This window comes from Variovorax sp. P1_G12 (genome assembly GCF_056405555.1).
The window spans coordinates 46,365-68,869 of sequence record NZ_JBFUBW010000008.1 but is presented as its reverse complement, the minus strand read 5'-3'; the positions used below and the strand labels follow the sequence as shown (position 1 = coordinate 68,869).

Sequence of the window (22,505 nt, the reverse complement as noted above, 5' to 3'; positions counted from 1 at the left end):
GTGCGGGACGGGCGATCCCCTCTGCGCCGCTGAGGAGCGCAGCTTCAGGCGGATAAGGGCCGCGCGTGTTTGAGCGAAGCGAGTTTCGCGCGGACCCCGCCTGAAGCGAGCACCGCAAGGCAGCCCGAAGGGCCGGCGCAGTGGGGTCGACTGGCCCGTACCGCATGCCGGGCGCCCCCAACGAGCGAACAAGCCGACGCAATCACGCTTCGCGCCGCTTCGGCTCCGGCTTCGACTCCGCTTCTCGCACCGGCAGCGTCAGCACCTCATGCCGTTCGCGCGAACGCGCCAGCACAGGTGCCAACGCAACGCCCGTGTGCGTGCCCAGCTTCACCACGTCTTCCGGCGGCGCGGCCGCCACCACGCGTCCACCTCCATTGCCGCCTTCGGGCCCGAGATCGATCAGCCAGTCGGCTTCGGCGATGACGTCGAGGTCGTGCTCGATCACGACCACGCTGTGGCCGCCGTTGACCAGCCGGTGCAGCACGTGGATCAGCTTCTCGACGTCGGCCATGTGCAGGCCGACCGTCGGCTCGTCGAGCACGTAGAGCGTGTGGGGCGCCTTGTTGCCGCGTCGCGTGACGTCGTCGCGCACCTTGCTGAGTTCGGTCACCAGCTTGATGCGCTGCGCCTCGCCACCCGACAGCGTCGGCGACGGCTGGCCCAGCGTCAGGTAGCCGAGCCCGACGTCCTTCAGCAGCTGCAGCGGATGGCTGATGTTCGGCATCGAGGCGAAGAACTCGACCGCCTCGTCGACTTCCATCTGCAGCACGTCGCCGATGCTCTTGCCGCGCCAGCTGACCGCCAGCGTCTCGGGGTTGAAGCGCGCGCCGTGGCAGACCTCGCACGCCACCTTCACATCCGGCAGGAAGCTCATCTCGATGGTGCGCACGCCCGCGCCGTCGCAGCCCGGGCAGCGGCCCTCGCCGGTGTTGAAGCTGAAGCGTGCAGGCCCATAGCCGCGCGCCTTGGCTTCGAGCGTGTCGGCGAACAGCTTGCGGATCGTGTCCCAGAAGCCGATGTAGGTCGCCGGGCAGCTGCGCGGCGTCTTGCCGATCGGGGTCTGGTCGACCTCGAGCACGCGGTCGATGGTCTCGTAGCCTTCGACCGCGCTGCATCCCACCCATTTCGGATGCTTGCCCGCGGCATCGGCGTCGCGTCCGGCCTTGGTCATGCGCTGCACCACCACCGCATACACGTTGGCCAGCAGCACGTCGCGCGCCAGGGTCGACTTGCCCGAGCCGCTGACGCCCGTGACCGCCACCAGCCGGTGCAGCGGCAGCGAGACCGTGACGTCCTTCAGGTTGTGCAGGTCGGCGCCGCGCACGCTGAGCCAGTCCGGCGCGCCGGGCTCGGGCGCCGGCACGTTGCGCCGGGCCTGCAGCGGGTGTTTGATCGCATCGCGCAGGTAGCGGCCGGTCTGCGAGTCGCCCGCGCCCTGGATGTCCGCGACGCTGCCTTCGGCCACCAGCCGGCCGCCGCGCTTGCCCGCGCTGGGACCGATGTCGATGATGTGGTCGGCACGCCGGATCGTGTCCTCGTCATGCTCGACCACCACCAGCGTGTTGCCCTTGTCGCCGAGCTTGTGCAGCGCGTCGAGCAGGATCTGGTTGTCCCGCGCATGCAGGCCGATGGTCGGCTCGTCGAGCACGTAGCACACGCCCTGCAGGTTGCTGCCGAGCTGGGCCGCGAGCCGGATGCGCTGGGCCTCTCCGCCGGAGAGGGTGGGCGCGCCGCGGTCGAGCGTGAGGTAGCCCAGTCCGACCTCTTCGAGGAATTCGAGCCGGCTCTTGATCTCGGGCACCAGGTCGCGCGCGATCTCGGCCTGGCGGCCGCTGAGCGCGATGTTCTCGAACCAGATGCGGATATCGGTCACGCTCATGCGCGCCAGCTCGGTGATGCCGATGCCACCGCCTTCGCCGAACAGCACGGCGCGCGCGGTCGCGTTGAGCCGCGTGCCCTCGCAGGTCGGGCATGCCACGTCGCCCACGTCTTCGGCCTCGGGCTCGGCGAAGGTCTGCTCGCGCCCCTTCTGGTCGTCGGCCATCACCGAGTCGTCGTAGACCTTGCGCTGCTCCTTGGTCAGCTTGACGCCGGTGCCCACGCAGTCGGGACACCAGCCATGCTTGCTGTTGTAGGAGAACAGGCGCGGGTCGAGTTCCGCGTAGCTGGTGCTGCAGACCGGGCAGGCGCGCAGGGTCGAGAAGACCTGGGTACGGCCGATGCCGGCGGTCGGTGCGCCGGCCATCATCGCGCCGCGCAGGCCGGTGAGTTCGCTCAGCACGTGCAGCACGCCCTTGCCATGCTCCAGCGCCCGGGTCAGGGCCTGGCGCAGCTCGGTCTCCCGCGCCGGCAGCACATCGAGGCTGGCCACCGGCAGCTCGATGCTGTGCTCCTTGAAGCGGTCGATGCGCGGGAAGCCCGTGGTCGGCAGGAATTCGCCATCGACCCGCAGATGGGTGAAGCCGCGCGGCCGGGCCCAGTCGGCCAACTCGGTGTAGACGCCCTTGCGGTTGCTCACCAGCGGCGCCAGCAGGCCGATGTGCTGGCCCTTGAAGTTCTTCAGCAGTTGCGCCGCGATGCTGTCGGGCGTCTGCGGCTGCACCGCCGCGCCGTCGTGGATGCAGTGCTGGATGCCGAGCTTGACGTACAAGAGGCGCAGGAAGTGCCACACCTCGGTGGTGGTGCCGACGGTGCTCTTGCGGCCTCCGCGCGACAGCCGCTGCTCGATCGCGACCGTGGGCGGAATGCCGTAGACCGCATCCACTTCCGGCCGTCCCGCGGGCTGCACGATGCTGCGCGCATAGGCGTTGAGCGATTCGAGATAGCGCCGCTGCCCTTCGTTGAACAGGATGTCGAAGGCCAGCGTGGACTTGCCCGAGCCGCTGACGCCGGTGACCACGCTGAACTTGCCGCGCGGGATGTCGACCGAGAGGTTCTTGAGGTTGTGCTCGCGCGCATTGACGATCTGGATCGCATCGCGGCCCGGCGCCGGCTGCACCCTCGCCGCGTAGCTGCGCGCGGCACGCTCCGCTACCTTGTAGGCACCCGGCCCGACCGCGAGTTCGTAGTCGGCCAGCGCCGCACCGGTCAGCGAGGCGGGGTTCTCGCGCACCTGCTCCGGCGTGCCGACCGCGACCACCTGGCCGCCGCCCTCGCCGCCTTCGGGCCCGAGGTCGATCAGCCAGTCGCTGGCGCGGATCACGTCGAGGTTGTGCTCGATCACGACCAGCGAATGGCCGGCGTCGAGCAGCTTGCGCAGCGCCCGCATCAGGCGCGCGATGTCGTCGAAGTGCAGCCCGGTGGTGGGCTCGTCGAACAGGAACAGCGTGCCCTTGCGCGCCAGCGGCTGCTTGCTGGCGCTGCCGCTCTTGGCGGCTTCGGCCAGGAAGCCCGCGAGCTTCAGGCGCTGCGCCTCGCCGCCGCTAAGCGTTGGCACGGGCTGGCCCAGCTTCACGTAGTCGAGGCCGACATCGACGATCGGCTGCAGCACGCGCTGCACCTCGCGGTCGTTGTCGAAGGCCGCGGCCGCTTCCGCCACCGTGAGGTCGAGCACGTCGGCCACGTTGAGGTTGCGGTCCGCGCGCTCGATCGTCACCTCGAGGATCTCGGGCCGGTAGCGCTTGCCGTCGCAGTCGGGGCAGCGCAGGTAGACGTCCGACAGGAACTGCATCTCGACATGCTCGAAGCCCGAGCCGCCGCAGGTCGGGCAGCGGCCGTCGCCGCTGTTGAAGCTGAACTTCGAGGCCGTGTAGCCGCGCTGCCGCGACAGCGCCGCCGTGGCGAAGATCTCGCGGATCGCATCCCAGGCGCCGACGTAGCTCGCAGGATTGGAGCGCGCCGTCTTGCCGATCGGCGACTGGTCGACGAAGACGACGTCGCTCAGGTGATCGGCGCCAAGCATGCGGTCGTGCGCGCCCGGGCTTTCGGTCGCCTTGCCGAAGTGGCGCATCAGCGCCGGCGCCAGCACGTCCTGCACCAGCGTCGACTTGCCCGAGCCGCTGACGCCGGTGATGCAGACCAGCCGCGAGAGCGGCAGCTCCACCGTGATGCCCTGCAGGTTGTGCTCGCGCACGCCCTCAAGAATGAGGCGCGGCGTGTTGTCGCTCACCATGCGCCGGAAGCCCATGCCGATCTGCTTGCGCCCGCCCAGGTACTGGCCGGTGAGCGTCTCGGCATCGCGCAGCGCATCGGTGCTGCCGTCGAACACGATCTGCCCGCCGCGCACGCCGGGGCCGGGCCCCATGTCGATCACGCGGTCGGCGGCCAGCATCACGGCCGGGTCGTGCTCGACCACCACCAGCGTGTTGCCGGCGTCGCGCAGCCGAAGCATCGCCTCGGTGATGCGGTTCATGTCGCGCGGATGCAGGCCGATGCTGGGCTCGTCGAGCACGAACAGCGTGTTGACCAGCGAGGTGCCGAGCGCCGTCGTGAGGTTGATGCGCTGCACCTCGCCGCCGCTCAGCGTGCGGCTCTGGCGGTCGAGCGTCAGGTAGCCGATGCCGACGTCGTGCAGGTAGCGCAGCCGCGTCGTGATCTCCTCGAACAGCAGCTTGAGCGCCTGCACGTCGCCTTCGCTCGCCGTGCTGCTGTTGCCGTGGCTTTCGATGCCGTCGAACAGGCGGCGCAGCCGCTCGATCGGCAGCAGCATCAGGTCATGCAGGCACAGGCCCGGCAAGGCCTCGAGCTGCTCGCGCGACCACTTGGCGCCGACCGGCATGAAGCGCTTCGCGGGGGCGAGCACCGCGTCGGCGTCCTCCTTGCTGCCGATGCGCCACAGCAGGCTCTCGAGCTTGAGCCGCGCACCGGCGCAGGTCGGGCACGGCGTATAGCTGCGGTACTTCGACAGCAGCACGCGGATGTGCATCTTGTAGGCCTTGCTCTCGAGGTAGGCGAAGAAGCGACGCACGCCATACCACTGCTGGTTCCACTTGCCCTTCCAGTTGGGCGAGCCCTCGATCACCCAGGCCTGCTGGTCGGGCGTGAGCTTGTTCCACGGCGTGTCGCGCGGGATGCCGGCCGCCTCGGCGTGGCGCATGAGGTCGTCCTGGGCCTCCTTCCAGGCGGGCGTCTGGATGGTCTTGATCGCGCCGGCGCGCAAGGTGAGCTTTTCGTTCGGGATCACGAGCCCGAGGTCGACGCCGATCACGCGGCCGAAGCCGCGGCAGGTCTCGCAGGCGCCGACGGCCGAATTGAACGAGAACATGGAGGGGATCGGGTCGGCGTAGCGGATGTCGCTCTCGGGGCAGTGCAGGCCGGTCGAAAACTTCCACATGTCCGGCGCTCCGCCCTCATCCGGAGCCAGCGCATACACCGTGAGCCGCCCGCTGCCGCGCTTCAGCGCCACCTCGATCGCCTCGACCACGCGCACACGCTCGGCCCCGGCGATGCGAAAGCGGTCGGCCACCACGTCGAGCACCTTGCGCGGACCGGTCGGCGTGGCGACCTCGCGCTCGGCCTGCACGCGCGTGAATCCGCTGGCGGAGAGCCACTGCGTCACCTCGTCGGCCGAAGTGCCGGCCGGCAGCTCGACCGGAAAGGTCAGCGCCACCCGCGGATCGCCGGCCGCCGCGGCCCGCGCCACCAGTTCGGCGTAGATCGAATCCGGCGAATCGTGCCGCACCGGCAAGGCCGTCTCGCGATCGAACAACTGGGCCGCGCGCGCGAACAGCAGCTTCAGGTGGTCGTTGAGCTCGGTCATCGTGCCGACCGTCGAGCGCGAGGATCGCACCGGATTGGTCTGGTCGATCGCGATGGCGGGCGGCACGCCCTCCACCTTGTCGACCGCCGGCTTGTCCATGCGGTCAAGGAACTGGCGCGCATAGGCCGAGAAGGTCTCGACATAGCGCCGCTGGCCTTCGGCATAGAGGGTGTCGAACACCAGGCTCGACTTGCCCGAGCCGCTCGGCCCGGTGACCACCGTCATCTCGCCGGTGCGGATGTCGAGGTCGAGGTTCTGGAGGTTGTGCTGCCGTGCACCGCGAATCCGGATGGAGCCCTGTGTCATGAATGCCTTGGGGGTGGGGCAGACATTCTAGGAACTCGGCCCGACCTTGGCTTGCTAAAGGACAACCGGATACAGGCGCCCCGAGTTGCCCCGGATTTCTGTGGAGGCTGTGCGTGGCGCCGGGACGGCCCCCGCGAAACGCAAAAACGGCGCGGCTTTCTGCTGGTTTGCCTGCAAATGAGGCATCCGCGATCACCACCCCTCGAAACAGATGGAGATCGGGAGATCGCCGACATTCTCGAAAATCGCAACAACCGGGCCATCCTGGAGCGATGGCGCGATCTGTCCCTACCGGATGGTTGGCTGGTCGCCGGCTGCCTGTTTCAAACGGTGTGGAACCAGCGCCATGCGCCGAACGGCCTTTCGCTGCTGTACGACGGCCTTTTGACGATGAACCCGCTGGTGCCGCATCGCGATCTGTTCCACGAGAAAGTCGCGTCGTATCGCGCGCGCTGGGCGTGGCTACAGATTCAGCCGGACCATCTTCAGCGCGACGCGCCCCTCACTGCATCAGCCGGATATTCGCGTCCTTGATGATCTTCGCGTAGATCTCCGAGTCCGTCCGCAGCACCTTCTGGAACTCCTCCGGCTTGCCGCCCGCCACCTGCAGGCCCAGCGACTCGATCTTGGCCGAGACATCGGGCAGGCGGAGGATGCGATTGATCTCTTCCGAGAGTTTGTGCACCAACGGTGCCGGGGTGCCAGCCGGCACGAACACGCCGAACCAGCCGTAGGGATCGAAAGAGTGATAACCCAGCTCGGCGAAGGTGGGCACATCCGGCAATCCGGGCATGCGCTGCGTGCCAGTCACCGCCAGGGGGCGCATGGACTTCAGGTGCGGCCGGGCGCTCGCGCTGTCGATGAAGGCCGAGGCGAGCTGACCGCCGACGAGGTTCGTGACCAGCGGCGCAGCGCCCTGGAATGGCACGTGGACCAGGTCGATGCCGGCCTGCATGTTGAGCAGCGCGCCCTGAATGTGCGCCGAGGTGCCGGCGCCGTAGCTGCCGAAGTTGTACTTGCCGGGGCTGGCCTTCACCATGGTGATGAAGTCCTGCAGGTGCTTCGCGGGCGAATCCAGCGGCACAGCGAACAGGCTCGGGCTGCGCGCGATCATCGCGACGGGTGCGAAGGCCTTCAGCGGATCGTAGGGAAGCTTCTCCATCAGCGGCGGCTGCTGGATCAGCGCGGTGATGCCGATGAGCAGCGTGTAGCCATCCGCCGGCGCCTTGGCGACAAACTGGTTGCCGATGGTGCCCCCGGCGCCGGGCCGGTTGTCCACCATCGCGGGCTGCCCCCAGGCTTCCTGCAGCTTTTGACCGATGGTGCGCGCCAGCGTGTCGGTGGCGCCGCCCGCGGGATAGGGCACGATCAACTTCAGCGGCTGGCTGGGGTAGGCTGTCTGTGCCAGCACTGGCGCGACCAGCAGGCACGCGAGGCCGGCGGCAACGCAGAGCCTTCGCATCATCGATGTCTTCATGGGCTTGTCTCCTTGATGAAAGATGGGAAAGTGAGCGCGCCGCCTCGGCACCGGATCGGGGGTGGTGCCGGGCAACGTCGTTTTTTTCAAAGCGCCTCGGCAGTGCCAAGGATCGCGGTCGCCTGGCTGGACAGCATCCCGCCGTTGCCGTGCGCGAGTGCGGTGCGCGCGCCGGCCACCTGGCGGTCGCCACCTTCGCCGCGCAACTGCCGCACGGCCTCGATGAGCGCGAAGATGCCGTACATGCCGGGATGCACGCAGGACAGGCCGCCGCCGTTCGTGTTGACCGGCAGCCTGCCGCCAGGCGCGATGGCGCCGTCGGCGACAAAGCGGCCTCCTTCGCCCTTGGGGCAGAAACCCAGGTCTTCGAGGAACAGCAGCGTGTTGATGGTGAAGGCGTCGTAGAGCTGCACCACGCCCATGTCCCCCGGCGCAAGCCCCGCCATGGCGAAGGCCTCGCGGCCCGACTGGCTGGCCGCCGTGACCGTGAGATCCGCCATCGAGGAGATCTGCCGGTTCCACACCGCCGTCGCATTGCCCAGCACGTAGACCGGCTTCTTCGGCAAGTCCCGGGCGCGCTCGGCGCTCACCAGCACATAGGCGCCGCCGCCATCGGTGACGAGGCAGCAGTCGCGCACCGTCAGCGGGTCCGAGATCATGCGTGATGCCATCACGTCCTCGCGCGTGAGCGGATCGCGCATGAAGGCTTCCGGGTTGAGCCGGGCCCAGGCACGGGCCGCCACCGCGATGTCGGCAAGCTGCTCGCGCGTGGTGCCGAACTCATGCATGTGGCGCGATGCCGCCAGCGCATAGGCGGACACCGGCAGCATCGGCTCGTAGGGATGCTCGTAGGGCTGCGGATCGAGAAAGCGGCGCGCCGCGACGATCTCGCGCCGTCCGAAGGCGGCGCTGCGTTGCGCGCTGCCGTAGCAGACCAGCACGGCGCTGCACTGGCCGGAACGGATCGCGTGCATCGCGGGCAGCAGGTGCGCGATGAAGCTGCTGCCGCCCAGCATGGTGCCGTCGATGTAGCGCGGGTTGAGGCCGAGGTACTCGACGACCGGCAAGGCCCACATCGCGGCGGAAGCGCTCGCGGTGCACAGTCCGTCGATGTCGGCCATGGTCAGGCCGGCATCGGCGACGGCCGCGCGCGCAGAGCGGGCCAGCAGTTCCATGTCCGTGAAGCCCGGCTGCTCGCCGCAACCGAAGGTTGCGACCCCGGCGATGGCGGCGCTGCCGCGCAGTGCCCGCAGTCCGGCGCTCATGACGCAGCTCCCTCGATGGCATCGAACAGCACGAGACCACGGCCGTCCTTCGATTGCACCCGTGCCTTGACGCGCTGGCCGATGCGCACTGCGCCGGGCGCGAGATTGTCGACACGGCTCATGAGCCGCACGCCCTCATCGAGCTCGATCAGGCTGACGTTGAGGTCGCCGCCGTCGGCCGGTTTGCGCCGCACGGCCGTCACGGCATGCACGGTGCCGAGGCCGGCGGGCGTCGTCCATTCGAGCGTCGTCCCGCCGCAGTGCGGGCAGTGCTCGCGCGGGTAGTACACATGGCGGCTGCAATCGGCGCAGCGCTGGATGAGGAAGCGGCCGGCATCCAGCTCGCCCTGGTGGAAAGCCTGCACGCCGGTGGTGGCGTCGATCGGGGTCTGGCTCACTGCGCTCGCTCCTTGTTCATGGGCCACTGGAAGGGCAGCGGCTGCTTGTCGAGAAAGCGGTTCACCGCATCGCGGTGCTCCGTGGTGCCGAAGGCCAACGCCTGCGCATTGGCCTCGGCGTCGAGCATGGCGGCCAGCGCGCCCGCGTCGCCCGTGGCGCGCTTCACGAGGCTCACGGCCAGCGGCGAGGCACCGGCGAAGCTGTCGGCCAGGGCCAACGCGCGCGGCACGAGCTGCGCGGGATCGTGCAGTTCCATCACGATGCCGAGTTCGCAGGCTTCGATGGCGCCGACCTCGCGCGCCGACAGCATCAGCTCCCGAGCCCGCTGGGCGCCCACCACGCGCGGCAGCGTGTAGAAGGCACCGCAATCGGGCACCAGGCCGAGCTTCAGGAAGGACATGCAGAAGCGCGCTCGCGGCGTCGCGAGCACGAAGTCGGCGGCCAGCGCCAGGCTGAAGCCGGCGCCATAGGCGGTGCCATCGACGGCCGCGATCACCGGCTTGTCCATCAGGATCAGGTCGCTGAACCAGCGCTGCGTGTCCTGCATGCGGGCGCGCCAGCCGGCGTTGCCGAGCTCGGCCTGCGCAATGCCGCGCAAGTCACCGCCCGAACAGAACTGCCCGCCGGCGCCGGTCAGCACCAGAGCGCGCACGTCGGAATCGCCGCGCGCCTGCGCGATGGCCCGGGCCAGGTCGTCTCGCAGTGCGGGGGTGAAAGCGTTGCGGTTGGACGGCGTGTCCAGCGTCAGCACGGCAGTGCTGCCCTGGCGCTCGTAGCGAATGGCCGTGAAATCGCTCATGATCGTTGCTCCTGGCCTGCGGCGCGGTGCGCTTCCTGCAACTCGCGCCAGAGGATCTTTCCGGTGCCGGACTTCGGCAGGCTGTCGATGAACTCCACCAGCCGGGGCGCCTTGTAGACCGCCATGTGGTCGCGGCACCATGCCACCACATCCTGCTCACTGACGTTCCCGCGCTGCTGCGGCTTCAGCACCACCAGCGCCTTGACGGTCTCGCCGCGCCTGTCGTCCGGCACCGCGATGACGCAGGCCTCGTGGATGGCCGGATGCTCGTACATCGCGTTCTCCACTTCGGTGGGCCACACCTTGTAGCCGGAGGCGTTGATCATCCGTTTGAGGCGGTCGCGCAGGAAGAAGTAGCCCTCCCCGTCCATCGAGGCCAGGTCCCCGGTGCGGAAGAAGCGCTGGCCGCCGATGTCGATGAAGGCGTCGCGATCCGCCGCCGGATTGCGCCAGTAGCCCTTCATCACCTGCGCGCCGCGCGTGACCAGCTCGCCGACTTCGCCGGGCGGCAGCTCCTCCAAGGTGACCGGATCGACGATGCGCGACTCCACGCCCTGCGTCGGCATGCCAAGGCACTGGCGCTTGCCGCGCGCGGGTGGATTGGCATGCAGGAAGGACGCTGTCTCCGTCAGGCCGTAGGCCTCGTTGTAGGTGAGCCCGTAGCGCTGCGAGAGCATGGCCGCGACCGCCTCGGGCATCGCGGCGCCGCCGCCGGACAGCAGGGCCAGGCTGGACAGATCGCGCCGCTGCGCCTCGGCATGCGAGAAGAGATCGATCACCATCGCCGGCGGCGCCGACCACGCGGTCACCGCGTGGCGCTCGATCAGGCGCGCCGCCATCGCGGGATCCCAGCGCGGCATCATCACCGCCGTCGCGCCCAGGAAGATCGTCAGGTTCATGCCGTTCTGCAGGCCCAGCATGTGGAAGAGCGGCGCGACGGCCAGCGTCACCGTCTCCACGTGCACCTGCTTCCACACGGCCGAAGCGGCCAGCGATGCCAGCAGCGTCGCATGCGTGTGCATGCAACCCTTGGCGAGGCCGGTCGTGCCGGATGTGTAGGGCAGCACGGCCAGATCGTCCGGCGCGGCGGGGAGTGCGTCGGGGACCAGGCCGAGCGCGACCGCCTGCTCGAAGCCATGCAGCGCCGCGTCGTCCAGGCGCATGCGCGGCGCCGTGACCCAGTCGGGCAGTTCGTCGCCATCCGCCTGCGCGCCAACGGCATCCGCGTAGGCGTGGACCAGCACCGCGCGCAGCGCGCCCTCGCCCTCGCCCAGCGTCAAGGTCGGGAGCAGGTCCTGCGCCGCGATCGCGACGCGGGCCCCACTGTCGGCGGCGTAGTGGCGCACCTCGGATGCCTTGCTCATGGGGTTCACCGGCACCACCACGGCACCCGCGCGCAGCACGGCGTAGAAGGCCGTGACGAACTGCGGGCAGTTCTGGCTCGCGAGCAGAACGCGATCGCCCGGCGCAACGCCCATGCGCTGCCGCAGGTAGGCGGCCAGCGCGTCGACACGCTCCCGCAACTGCGCATACGTGGTCGTCGCGCCGCAGTAGACGATGGCCGGCTTGTCCGGGTAGCGGCGCGCCGCCGTGTCCAGGTACTCCGGCAGCGTCGCGCGCGGCACGCGCAACTCCCGCGCGACGCCCTTGGGCCAGAAGCGCAAGTGAGGCGCGGCGCTCATTGGGCAACCTCCGTGCTTCGCACTTCGGTGCGAGCTTGCTTGGAGCGGTCCGGCGCGGGGCTCATTGGGCAACCTCCGTGCTTCGCACTTCGGTGCGAGCTTGCTTGGAGCGGTCCGGCGCGGCGCTCATGGCTTCTCCAGGGCCCGGGCGATGATCTCCTTCATCACCTCGTTGGCACCGCCATAGATGCGGCCGACGCGCACGTCGGCATAGAGGCGCGCGATGGGGTATTCGTTCATGAAGCCGTAGCCGCCGTGCAACTGCAGGCACTCGTCGACGATGCGGCAGCAGGCGTCGGTGGTCCACCACTTGGCCATCGCCGCGGTCGGCACGTCCAGCTCGCCCACCATCAGGCGGGCGATGCAGTCGTCGACGAAAGCGCGAGCCACCTGCGCCTGCGTCTCGCATTCGGCCAGCTTGAAGCGGGTGTTCTGCATCTTCAGCAGCGGCTGGCCGAAGACCTGGCGGTCGCGCACATAGGCCACGGTCTCGGCGATCGCGCGCTGCATGGTCGCCACCGCGCCGACCGCGATCAGCATGCGCTCGCGCGGCAATTGCTGCATGAGCTGCGCGAAGCCGCGGCCCTCCTCGCCACCCAGCAGGTTGTCGGCGCCGACGCGCACGTCGTCGAAGAACAGCTCGGTGGTGTCGAGCGTCTTCTGGCCCATCTTGTCCAGCAGCGGCCCGCGGCGGAAGCCCGGGGCGCCCTCGGTCTCCACCATCAGCAGCGAGATGCCTTTCGCGCCGCCGGCCGCATCGGTCTTGGCGGCCACGCAGACGAGGCCGGCATGCATGCCGTTGGTGATGAAGGTCTTGTTGCCGGTGATGCGCCAGGTGTCGCCATCGCGCCGCGCCTGCGTGCGGATGCGCTGCAGGTCGGTGCCCGCGCCGGGCTCGGTCATCGCGATGGCCGCCACGAGTTCGCCGGTCGCCATGCGGGGCAGCCAGCGGCGCTTCTGCTCCTCGGTGCCGTAGGCCAGCAGGTAGTGGGCGACGATGCCGCTGTGCACGTTGTTGCTGAAGCCCTGCGCCATCGCACGCATCTGCTCCTCGCAGATCACCGCCTCGTGCAGGAAGTTGCCGCCGCCGCCGCCGTATTCCTCCGGGATGCTGGCGCACAGCAGCCCGGCCGCGCCGGCCTTGGTCCAGATGTCGCGGTCCGCGTGGTGCTGCGCGCGCCAGCGAGTCTCGTTGGGAACGCACTCGCGCTCGAAGAAGCGACTTGCGCCGTCGCGCAACATCTCCAGCTCCGGCGTCATCCAGGCGCGGGTCGCGTTCACGGCCTTCCGCCTCCGCAGACCAGCACCTGTCCACTGACGTAGTTCGATTCCGGGATGCAGAACATGTAGACCGCACCGGCCGCTTCCTGCGGCGTGCCGCCGCGACCCAGCGGGATCAGGGCTTCGGCGTTCTTCAGGATCTGCGGATTGACGCCCACCTTGATCTTCCGGCCCTCGACGTCGATGCTGGCGCCGGCAGTGGCATCCGCTTCGGTCAGGCGTGTCTTGATCAGGCCGAAGGCGACGCTGTTGACGTTGACCTTGTAACGGCCCCATTCCTTGGCCATCGCCTTGGTCAGGCCGTTGATGCCGGCCTTGGCGGCCGCGTAATTGGCCTGGCCCGCGTTGCCGTACACGCCGGAGGTCGACGAGATGTTGACGACCTTGCGGAACACTTCGAGGCCTTCGTCGGCCTCGCGCCGTGCAGCCTCGCGGATGAAGCCCGACGCCGCGCGCAGGATGCGGAAGGGCGCGGTCAGGTGCACGGCCAGCATAGCCTCCCACTGCTCGTCAGTCATCTTCTGCACCACGTTGTCCCAGGTGTAGCCGGCGTTGTTGACGATGATGTCCAGGCCGCCGTAGGTGTCAATGGCCGTGCGCACGAAACGGTCTGCAAAGCCGCTTTCGGTGACGCTCCCGACGCAGGCCGTGGCGCTGCCGCCCGCGGCCACGACGTCGCTGACGGTCTGCCGGGCCGGTTCGGCGTCGAGGTCGTTGATCACGACGCGCACGCCTTCGCTGGCCAGCTTGAGCGCGATCTCGCGCCCGATGCCGCGGCCGGAGCCGGAGACCAGGGCGACCTTGCCTTCGAGTTTGCGGTTCATATGTGTCTCTCTCCTGTGGTCCGTGATGTCAGTCAGTTCCAGGCGACCAGCGCCTCGCCGCTCAGGCGGGTGGTGCCTTCCTGGTTGGCCGTCGCGATGTTCAGCCGCACGCAGCGCTGGCCTTCGCGTTCGAATTTCTCGGTGATCCTGCCGGTGCAGGTGATGTGCTCGCCCACGTGGCTGATGGAGGCGAAGCGCACGTCCAGCGACCGGATGGCCGATTGCGGAACCCAGTGCGTCAGCAGCCGCCCCAGCCAGGCGGCCGACAGCATGCCGTGCGCGAAGACGTCCGGCATGCCCGCGGAACGTGCGAAGTCGGTGTCGACGTGAATCGGGTTGTGGTCGCCGGAGGCGCCGCAGTACAGCGCGAGCGCGAGCCGGCTGATCGCCGGCAGCTCCAGCGCAGGCAGCGTGTCGCCCGGCTCCAGCGCGTTCCAATCCGGCAGGGTCGTGGTGGTCATGGGCAGGGTCTCGTTCATGTGTTGCGCACCACGGTCACGCAGCGCAGATCGGCCACCGGCTCGTCGCGCTGGTTGGTCACACGGGTCGTCCGCACGACGAATTCGAGCGCGCCGTTCTTCTTGTCGTAGATGTCGGCAATGCGCTGCTGGAAGGTCAGCGTGTCGCCGGCATAGGCCATCGCGTGGTAGGTGAAGCCCTGCTCGCCGTGCAGCAGGCTGCGGTAGTCCATGCCCAGCAGCTCGCGGATGGCGGCGGGATCGGGCGCCTCCATCTCCAGGCAGAACAGGAAGGTCGGCGGCACCGGCAGGCCGGGATGTCCCGCCGCGCGCGCGGCGGCTTCGTCGATGTAGACGGGATCGGTCTGGCCCGTGGCCTTGGCGAAGAAGCGCAGGCGGCCCTTTTCGACCTCCACCTGGAAAGGCGGGAGCGTGTGGCCGATGTGGCGGCGATCGATCATTGGTCTCAAGCTGCCTGATAGAGCGTGATGACGCAAGCGCCGCCGAGGCCCAGGTTGTGCTGCAGCGCAAGGCGCGCGCCTTCCACCTGCCGTTGCTCGGCCTGGCCGCGCAGTTGCCACACCAGTTCGGCGCATTGCGCGAGCCCGGTGGCGCCCAGCGGATGGCCCTTGGACAGCAAGCCGCCGGAAGGATTGGTCACCACGCGGCCGCCGTAGGTGTTGTCGCCCTCGACGATGAAGCGCTCCGCCGTGCCCTCGGGCGTGAGGCCCAGCGCCTCATAGGTGATCAGCTCGTTGGCGGTGAAGCAGTCGTGCAGTTCCACGACGTCCAGTTCCTCCGGGCCGATGCCCGCGTCGTCGTACACCTGCCGGGCCGCGGCGGCGGTCATGTCGTAGCCGACCAGCTTGCGCATGTCCTTGCTGTCGAAGGTGGTCGAGGTGTCGGTGGTCATCGCCTGCGCCGCGATCACGACGCGCATGTCCAGTCCGTGCTTCTTTGCGAAGTCGGCCGAGCAGACGATCGCCGCGGCCGCGCCGCAGGTGGGCGGGCAGCACTGGAAGCGCGTGAGCGGGTCGAACACGGGCGCCGAGCCCATCACCTCGTCCAGCGTCAGCGTCTGGCGGAACACCGCCAGCGGATTGCGCGCCGCATGCTGCCGCGCCTTCACCGCGATGCGGCCGAAGGTGTCGCGACGGATGCCGTGCTGCGCCATGTAGTCGCGGCCGGCGCCACCGAAGAACTGCGCCGCGCGGGGCGCCTCGGGGACGAAGCCCTGCTTCTGCGTCATCACGTCGGCGAATCGCGCCATGGGCGACGGCCGGTCGTCGTAGGCGCCCTTGAGCGCGCCGGGCTGCATCTGCTCGAAGCCGAGCGCGATGGCGCATTCGACCATCCCGCTTTCGACCGCCTGGCGCGCGAGGAACAATGCGCTGGACCCGGTGGAGCAGTTGTTGTTGAGATTGAAGACCGGAATGCCGGTCAGGCCGACGCCGTAGATGGCCGCCTGGCCGGCGGTCGAATCGCCGTAGACGTAGCCGACGTAGGCCTGTTGCACCAGGCTGTAGTCGACACCTGCGTCGTCGAGCGCGAGTTGCGCGGCGCGCGCACCCATCACGGTGTACGGGTCGCTGGCGCCTGGCTTGGTGAAGGGGATCATGCCCACGCCGATCACGTGGACGGGGCGATGCATACGCGTCATGGAAACTCCTGTGGGTGCTCGTTGCGATGGAATCAAGTCTCGGCCGGGGCCGGCGCTTCAACAATCGCGGATTGGGCCAAACCGATTGGCCTAAACGCTCACGCGGGATCGCGGAAGCGGAAGGTGCCCATCGCGCGCGCCGCCACCTCGCCGCTGGCGTCGGTGACGGTCGCCTCGCAGAAGCACACCGAGCGCCCGCCGCCCGTGGCACGCCCGTCCGCCAGCAGGCGCCCGCTGGTGGGCCGCATGAAGGCGATGTGCATGTCGACCGTGACGACCTCCCGGGCATAGGCCACGCGCGAGAGCGCGGCATGCGCCATCGCGCTGTCGAGCAGCGTCATCAGCACGCCGCCGTGGCCGCTGTCGTGGTTGTTCAGCAGTTCGGGGCGCAGTTCCAACGACACCACGGATTCGCCTGCGTCGGCGCGCTCGACACGCAGGCCGATGTGCTCGGAGAAAGGGACGTAGCGCTGCGGGCCGCTGCGCGGCTTGTCGCTTTCCTGCGTCGTCGTTCTGGCGAGATGCAGGCTCATGCCGTCTCCCGCTTCGATGCGGCAGCCGCCGCGGTGAAGTCGCGCGGGCCGGTCAACGCGAGTCCGCCGTCGACCGGAATGATCGCGCCGGTGATGTACGAGCCCCAGTCGCTCGCCAGCAGCATCGCCATGCGGCTGATGTCTTCGATGCGGCCCAGCCGCTTCAGCGGCACGCGCTGCGCCATCGCCTGCATCGTGTCGTCGGTGGGCGCGAGGCGCTTCAATCCCTCGGTGTCGGCGATCGGCCCGGGGACGATGGAGTTGATGCGGATGCCCTGCGAACCCCACTCCAGTGCGAGCACCTTCGTCAGCATGTCGACACCCGCCTTGGCCGCGCAGACGTGGGCCTGGAAGGGCGTGGGGATGAAAGCCTGCCCGGCGGAAATCTGCACCACGCACGCGCCCGGCTTGCGCAGGTGCGTGTGCGCCAGACGCGCCACGTTGAAGCTGCCCAGCAGGTCGATGTCGACCACCGTCTTGAAGGCGTTGGGCGACATGTCGAGCGCACCGGCGAGGAAGTTGCCCGCTGCGCCCGAGACCAGCACGTCGATGGGGCCGAAGCGTTCGGTGGCCTGCACGAAGGCGCGTTGCAGCGCCTCTGGCTGGCGCACATCCGCCGGAATGCCCATGGCCTCGGTCCCGAGGGATTCGAGCTGCTGCGCAGCCGTCGCCACCTTGTCGGGCGACCGGCTCAGCACCGTGATGCGCGCGCCGGCGCGGGCGAAGGCCTGCGCGATGCCGAAGTTGATGCCGCTGGAGCCGCCGGCCACGAACAGGTGGCGACCCTTGAAGTCGAAAGCTGAGAAGTCCATGGTGTTCATCACTCCGGTTTGAAGCCGAGTTCGCCCAGCATCCGGGCGTCGCGCTCGAACTGCGCCTTCGCGTAGGCGGCGTAGGCGTCGCCGTCGATCCACTTCGGCTGCATGTCGAACTGCTCGAGCTGGTTGAGGTAGGCCGGGTCGGCCGATGCCTTGCGAAAGGCCGCGGCCAGGCGCGCGGCGATCTTCGGGTCGAGGTTCTTCGGCGCCACGAGGCCGACGGGCGACGCGATGACGAGGTCGTGGCCGAGCTCCTTCACAGTCGGCACGCCGGGGTAGCGCTTCAGGCGCTCGGCAGTGAAGGTGGCCAGGAGCTTCACCTTGCCGCCTTGCACCTGCGGGCCGAAGCCGGGGTCGCCGTACACGTCGAGGTGGTGGCCGATCAGCGCCGTGAAGGCTTCGCCGCCGCCCTTGAAGGGCACCATGTTGAAGGTCGTGCCGTTCATGCGCGCGAGCCGCTCGCCATAGATTCGGTTGATGCTGGTGGCGCCCACGGTGCCCCAGCTGATCGCGCCGGGGCGCTTGCGCGCATCGGCGAGCAGTTCGTCGAGCGTCCTCCACGGTGCGTCGCTCGCCACCGCGACGCCGGTGGCCATGCCGAAGAGGCCGGCCAGGTAGGTGAAGTCGCGCAGCGGGTCCCAGTTGACCTTGTGCAGCAGCGGCGCGCGAATCACCGAGTTGTGCATCACGGCCAGCGTGTAGCCGTCGGATTCGTTCATCAGCGCCACCGAGCCCGGGCCGGTGATGCCGCCGGCGCCCGGCCTGTGCATCAGCACGATCGGTTGCCCGAGATCGCGCGAAGCCACGTCGGCCAGCGCGCGGAACATCGGATCGAAGGAGCCGCCCGCGGGGAAAGGCATCACCAGCGTGATCGGCTTGCTGGGGAACGGCTCGGCCGCGAAAGCGGCGCCTGCTGCCGCGGCGGCGCCGAGCGCGAGCAGCGCGCCGACGGCGGTGCGCCGCTGCAATGAACGGATGGGTGGTTTCATGTCGTCTCCTGGAGTTCGGGTTGGCGGTTCAAGAGACCTGCGGCAGCGGCAGGTAGCGGAAGGAACCCTGGGCCTGCGCGACGACGCGCCCGCCCGCATCCGTGACCGAGGCGCGGCACCACGCGACGCTCGCGTCGTGCTGCACGACTTCACCGTCCGCGGTGAGCCGGCCGCGGCCCGGTTCGATGAAGCTCGTGTTGAGATTGAGCGTGACAGCCGTGCGCGCGAAGTCGAACAGCGACACGGCGGCACTGGCCATGACCACATCGAGCAGCGTGACCACCACGCCGCCGTGCACCGCGCCGATGACGTTGCCGAGTTCCGGCCGCTCGTCGATGACGAGCCTGGCGCGGCCGGCCTCGGAGAACTCGCGGCGAGCCTCCAGAAGCCGCATGAAGGGCACTCGGCCGAACAGTTGGCGGCGGTCTTCGCCCGTGACCGGCGTCACGCGCGCACCCGTTCGCGCAGCACGTTCTTCAGCACCTTGCCGGCCGCCGACATCGGCAGCTCGCGCAGGAAGGTGATGGCGCGCGGACACTTGTAGCCCGCCAGGCGCTCGCGGCACCAGGCGCGGAGCTCGTCGGCGGCGGCCGTGGCGTCGTCGCGCATCACCACCGCCGCATGCACCGCCTCGCCCCAACGCGCATCGGGCACGCCGACCACCGCTGCCTGCACGACCTGGGGATGGCTGCGCAGGGCGGCCTCCACCTCCGCGCAGTACACGTTCTCGCCGCCGGTGATGATCATGTCCTTGAGGCGGTCGACGATGAAGAGATGGCCGTCGGGCAGCATGCGGCCCGCATCGCCGGTGTGCAGCCAGCCATCGCGCAAGGCCGAGGCGGTCGCTTCGGGCTGGCGCCAGTAGCCTTGCATGACCATCGGTCCTCGCACGAGGACCTCGCCCACTTCGCCGCGCGGCAGTTCGTGCCCGCCCTCGTCGGCGACGATGATCTCGGCGCCGAGGCCTGCGCGGCCGACGGCATTCAGCAGGCCGAGCGCACGCGCCTCCGGGCGGTGGTTCGCCGGCAGGTTGATGCACACGGCGCCCGCGGTTTCGGTGAGCCCGTAGGCCTGGAAGAACTCGGCATGCGTCCAAGCGGCCAGCGCGCGATCCAGAAGATCCGGCGGCATCGGGGCCGCACCGAAGGCAACGCGGTCCAGGCTGCGCACGCGCTCGGGTGTGAACGAGGGATCGTCGAGCAGCGACTGCAGCATGCTCGGCACGACGATGATGTCGCTGATGCGGTGCTCCTCGATCGCGTCGATCACCGCTGCGGGACGGAACTGCGCCATCGTCACGCAACTGCCGCCGACGATCATCTGGCCCACCAGGCGGCCCAGCCCGGCCACATGGAACAGCGGCGCCACCAGCAGCGACACCGAGTCCGGCGCGTTGTTGAGCTCTGCGCCCCGTGTCATCGACGCGGTCCAGAAGTTCGCGTGGCTGAGCATCACCCCCTTGGAACGGCCGGTGGTTCCGCCGGTGTAGAGGATGGCGGCCAACGCGTCGCCACCGGTGCGCGTGTCGGGCATCGGATCGAGGCCGGCGCCCTCTTCTTCCAACGCGTGCAGGCGCACCGGCGCGAGCCCGTCGGTGGGCGCGAGCGACGCCAGCGATTCATCGACGAGCAGCAGCGACGCTCCGCTGTCCTGCAGTGCGTACGCCAGTTCGGGCGTGCTCCAGCGGATGTTCAGCGGGCAGGCGACGGCGCCCAACCACCAGCACGTGAGCATGGCCCGCACCAGCAGGTCGCTGTTCGGCGCGAGCAGCGCGACGCGGTCGCCGGGATGGATGCCGCGCTTCGCCAACGCCGCGGCCAGACGGGCCACGCCGTCCACGACCTGCGCATGCGAATGGCGGCGCACCGTGGTGTCGCCGACGTGGGTGAGCGCCGTCCTGGCGGGGTTGCGCTGCAGCGCGCGATGCAAGCCTTGGGTGAGGTACATGCGGCACAGCTTAGGCCGCGACACCCCGCGGATGAATGGCGGGAAGCGCCAAAGGGCTTGGCGAAACCGCTCAGCGTTCCGGGCCGTGCGACAGGCGGTACTCGCCCGGGGCCACGCCGGTCCACTGCTTGAAGGCGCGATGGAAGGTGCTGGCTTCCGAGAAGCCGACGCGATTGGCGATATCGAGCAGCGGCAGCGGCGTGTGCAGCAGGTATTCGATGGCGGCATCGCGCCGCAGCTCGTCCTTGATCTGCTGGAAGCCGCGCCCTTCGTCCCGCAGCCGGCGGCGCAGCGTCTGCGGCGTCACCGCGAGTGCCTCGCCCACTTCTTCCAGCGAAGGCAGGTCATCGCCCAGCCGCTTGCGCAGCAGCCGGCGAATGCGCTCGGTGAGGCTGCTCGTGTCGCGGTACTTCACGATCAGGTTCGCGGGCGAACCGGCGAGGAATTCGCGCAGGCTCTGCGGCGATTGCACCACCGGCAGCGCCAGCCAGCCCGCATCGAAGGACAGGCCGACGTGAGGCTGGCCGTGGCGGACCGGCACCTGGTACACGCGCGATATGTCGGTGGCCGCCTGCTGCGCCGTGTAGTCGACCGCCAGCACCGGGATGCGGCGCGCCACCAGCCAGGAAAAGGCATTGAAGGCCATCAGCATGAAGGCCTTCTGCGCATAGTCCAGCCGCGCATCCGAGGCCCGCTGCAGCACGAACTGGACGTGCGCGCTGCCCTCGCGCAGCGACAGGCGCGGCACGAAGTCATGCAGGAACAGGTGGTACCAGGCGAAGCCTTCGCGCAGCGCCTCGCCGAGCGTGGCGCAGCGCACCAGCTGGCGCATGCACTGGCCGAAACTGCCGGGCGGCAGCGGATGGCTCAGCAGGCCCCACATCTCGTCGCGCAGCTCGCGCCGGAGGGCGCGGATCAGCATGGCGTACTGGCGCTGCGAGATGCGCGCCAGCGGCGACTCCAGCAGCGAGGCAGCGATGCCTGCCCGTGCCAGCACCGGGGCCACCTCGCGCTCGCGATGCCGCATCCCCATCAGGATGCTGTGGACTTGCTGGATCGCAATGGTGTGGTGGGTGAGCGTCATCGGTATCGGCAGCCGCAGGCCGGCCGATGATCAGCCGACGACTCCTGCGTCCCGGAGTATCGCCACGGCCGACGCGTCGAGTCCAGCCTGTCGCAGGATTTCGTCGGTGTGCTCGCCGGCGTGCGGTGCGGGCCGCGGCGCGGATGGCTCGAAGCCGGTCATCTTGAAGGGGCAGCCGAGTTGCACCGGCGCCGCACCGTCGGCAGCGACGCGCATGCCGCGCGCGCGGAAGTGGGCGTGCTCCAGCGCCTCGTCGACGCGCAGCACCGGCGTCACGCATCCGACGCCATCGCGAAACAGGCTGCGCCAGTGCGCGAGCGGCCGTGCGCCGAAGATGGCGGCCAGCTCCGCCCGCAGTGCCGCCTCGGTGGCCGGGTCGCCACTGCGATGCAGGGGCGCGAGGTCCGGGCGCTCCAGCGTGCGGCACAGGTCGTGCCAGAACTTCGGCTCCAGCGCGCCGACCGAGACCTCGCGGCCGTCCGCGGTGCGATAGAAGCCGTAGCAAGCGAGCGCACCGGTCAGCGCGCTGCCGCCGGTCCTCGGGACCTGGCCGTGCTCGTGCAGCGCGGCCAGCGGCAGCACCGCATGCGCGAGCACGCCGTCGGCCATGGCGATGTCCACGTGCCGCCCGCGGCCGGTGCGCGAGGCGTCGAACAGCGCTGCGAGGATGCCCGCCACCGCCGTCATGGTGCCGCCCAGCAGATCGGCCACGGGCAGGTTCGACAGGGCCGGGCCGGCGGCGTTGCCGATCTGGTCGGCGACGCCCGCGAGCGACGCATAGTTCAGGTCGTGCCCCGGCGTGTCGCGCAGCGGTCCGGTCTGGCCGAAGCCAGTGATGCTGCAATAGACGATGCGGGGATTGACGGCCGCCACTGCTTCGTAGCCGGCCCCCAACCGCTGCATCACGCCGGGCCTGAAGCCCTCGACCAGCACATCGGCCTCGCGGCACAGGCGCAGCAGCGTGGCAACGCCTTCAGCCTGCTTGAGGTCGATGCGGATCGCGCGCTTGCTGCGATTGACGAGCGCACGCACGGCCGGGCTCGCGTAGTCGCCGGCGCCGGTGTCCTCGATCTTGATGACGCTGGCGCCGAGGTCGGCGAGATGCATCGTGCCGAGGGGCCCCGGCAGCAGCCGGGTCAGGTCCAGCACGCGCACGCCTTCAAGCGGTGCGCCGGCGGGCGTGGTGGGTGGGGAGTCGATACGGGGTGTCGTCATGAGGCCCCAAATCTAGTCAGCGCGGCATGGCGCGGCAATGGCGGCAGCGGTCGCATCGATTGGCGAA

The 22,505-nt window shown here is 69.4% G+C and carries 19 protein-coding genes; 1 reads left to right on the top strand and 18 read right to left on the bottom strand.

The features are described 5' to 3' along the window. Positions 1-202: 202 nt before the first annotated feature. The gene (gene uvrA, locus AC1D2O_RS11085; protein WP_478086264.1) at positions 203-6,007 is read right to left on the bottom strand and encodes an excinuclease ABC subunit UvrA; all 5,805 of its coding nucleotides are present in this window, start codon (positions 6,005-6,007) and stop codon (positions 203-205) included. Between the two features lie 51 nt (positions 6,008-6,058). On the opposite strand from uvrA, the gene AC1D2O_RS11080 reads away from it, so the two are divergent. Continuing rightward, entirely contained in the window at positions 6,059-6,541 is a 483-nt protein-coding gene (locus tag AC1D2O_RS11080) for a nucleotidyltransferase family protein (RefSeq protein WP_478156980.1), read from the top strand. Here AC1D2O_RS11080 and AC1D2O_RS11075 read toward each other — a convergent pair. From AC1D2O_RS11075 to AC1D2O_RS10995, 17 genes are all read right to left on the bottom strand, one after another. Beyond that, positions 6,510-7,484 (bottom strand): Bug family tripartite tricarboxylate transporter substrate binding protein, encoded by a 975-nt coding sequence (locus AC1D2O_RS11075; protein ID WP_478086268.1) that lies wholly within the window; start codon positions 7,482-7,484, stop codon positions 6,510-6,512. The genes AC1D2O_RS11080 and AC1D2O_RS11075 overlap by 32 nt on opposite strands. Positions 7,485-7,570: 86 nt before the next feature. Continuing rightward, complete coding sequence (locus tag AC1D2O_RS11070; RefSeq protein WP_478086270.1) at positions 7,571-8,749, bottom strand: thiolase; 1,179 nt, start codon at positions 8,747-8,749, stop codon at positions 7,571-7,573. Next, positions 8,746-9,147 carry a Zn-ribbon domain-containing OB-fold protein gene (locus AC1D2O_RS11065; RefSeq protein WP_478086272.1) on the bottom strand — a complete coding sequence of 134 codons (402 nt, stop codon included), beginning with the start codon at positions 9,145-9,147 and terminating at the stop codon, positions 8,746-8,748. Before AC1D2O_RS11065 ends, AC1D2O_RS11070 begins: the two co-directional genes overlap by 4 nt. After that, a complete protein-coding gene (locus tag AC1D2O_RS11060) occupies positions 9,144-9,947 on the bottom strand; it encodes an enoyl-CoA hydratase/isomerase family protein (protein ID WP_478086274.1) in 804 nt (267 codons plus the stop codon). Before AC1D2O_RS11060 ends, AC1D2O_RS11065 begins: the two co-directional genes overlap by 4 nt. Continuing rightward, positions 9,944-11,629 (bottom strand): long-chain-fatty-acid--CoA ligase, encoded by a 1,686-nt coding sequence (locus tag AC1D2O_RS11055; protein WP_478086276.1) that lies wholly within the window; start codon positions 11,627-11,629, stop codon positions 9,944-9,946. Before AC1D2O_RS11055 ends, AC1D2O_RS11060 begins: the two co-directional genes overlap by 4 nt. A gap of 126 nt (positions 11,630-11,755) precedes the next feature. Beyond that, positions 11,756-12,889, bottom strand: a complete 1,134-nt coding sequence (locus tag AC1D2O_RS11050; protein WP_478086307.1) for an acyl-CoA dehydrogenase family protein — start codon at positions 12,887-12,889, stop codon at positions 11,756-11,758. Between the two features lie 17 nt (positions 12,890-12,906). Continuing rightward, positions 12,907-13,734 (bottom strand): SDR family NAD(P)-dependent oxidoreductase, encoded by an 828-nt coding sequence (locus tag AC1D2O_RS11045; protein ID WP_478086278.1) that lies wholly within the window; start codon positions 13,732-13,734, stop codon positions 12,907-12,909. Positions 13,735-13,766: 32 nt separating this feature from the next. Further along, positions 13,767-14,195, bottom strand: a complete 429-nt coding sequence (locus tag AC1D2O_RS11040; RefSeq protein ID WP_478086280.1) for a MaoC family dehydratase — start codon at positions 14,193-14,195, stop codon at positions 13,767-13,769. Between the two features lie 14 nt (positions 14,196-14,209). Next, on the bottom strand, positions 14,210-14,653 hold the full coding sequence (locus AC1D2O_RS11035; protein WP_478086281.1) for a MaoC family dehydratase N-terminal domain-containing protein: 444 nt from the start codon (positions 14,651-14,653) through the stop codon (positions 14,210-14,212). 5 nt (positions 14,654-14,658) lie between these two features. Continuing rightward, positions 14,659-15,843 (bottom strand): lipid-transfer protein, encoded by a 1,185-nt coding sequence (locus AC1D2O_RS11030; protein WP_478086309.1) that lies wholly within the window; start codon positions 15,841-15,843, stop codon positions 14,659-14,661. Positions 15,844-15,950: 107 nt separating this feature from the next. Beyond that, positions 15,951-16,385: a PaaI family thioesterase gene (locus AC1D2O_RS11025; RefSeq protein WP_478086283.1), complete on the bottom strand. Its 435-nt coding sequence runs from the start codon at positions 16,383-16,385 to the stop codon at positions 15,951-15,953. Then, a complete protein-coding gene (locus tag AC1D2O_RS11020; protein ID WP_478156978.1) occupies positions 16,382-17,197 on the bottom strand; it encodes an SDR family oxidoreductase in 816 nt (271 codons plus the stop codon). Before AC1D2O_RS11020 ends, AC1D2O_RS11025 begins: the two co-directional genes overlap by 4 nt. Before the next feature lie 8 nt (positions 17,198-17,205). After that, on the bottom strand, positions 17,206-18,192 hold the full coding sequence (locus tag AC1D2O_RS11015; protein WP_478086285.1) for a tripartite tricarboxylate transporter substrate binding protein: 987 nt from the start codon (positions 18,190-18,192) through the stop codon (positions 17,206-17,208). Between the two features lie 28 nt (positions 18,193-18,220). Then, the gene (locus AC1D2O_RS11010; protein WP_478086286.1) at positions 18,221-18,640 is read right to left on the bottom strand and encodes a PaaI family thioesterase; all 420 of its coding nucleotides are present in this window, start codon (positions 18,638-18,640) and stop codon (positions 18,221-18,223) included. Next, on the bottom strand, positions 18,637-20,139 hold the full coding sequence (locus tag AC1D2O_RS11005) for a class I adenylate-forming enzyme family protein (RefSeq protein ID WP_478156976.1): 1,503 nt from the start codon (positions 20,137-20,139) through the stop codon (positions 18,637-18,639). Before AC1D2O_RS11005 ends, AC1D2O_RS11010 begins: the two co-directional genes overlap by 4 nt. Before the next feature lie 70 nt (positions 20,140-20,209). Next, complete coding sequence (locus AC1D2O_RS11000; RefSeq protein ID WP_478156974.1) at positions 20,210-21,223, bottom strand: AraC family transcriptional regulator; 1,014 nt, start codon at positions 21,221-21,223, stop codon at positions 20,210-20,212. A 30-nt stretch (positions 21,224-21,253) separates the two neighbouring features. Then, a complete protein-coding gene (locus AC1D2O_RS10995) occupies positions 21,254-22,438 on the bottom strand; it encodes a CaiB/BaiF CoA transferase family protein (protein ID WP_478156972.1) in 1,185 nt (394 codons plus the stop codon). Between the last annotated feature and the right edge of the window lie 67 nt (positions 22,439-22,505).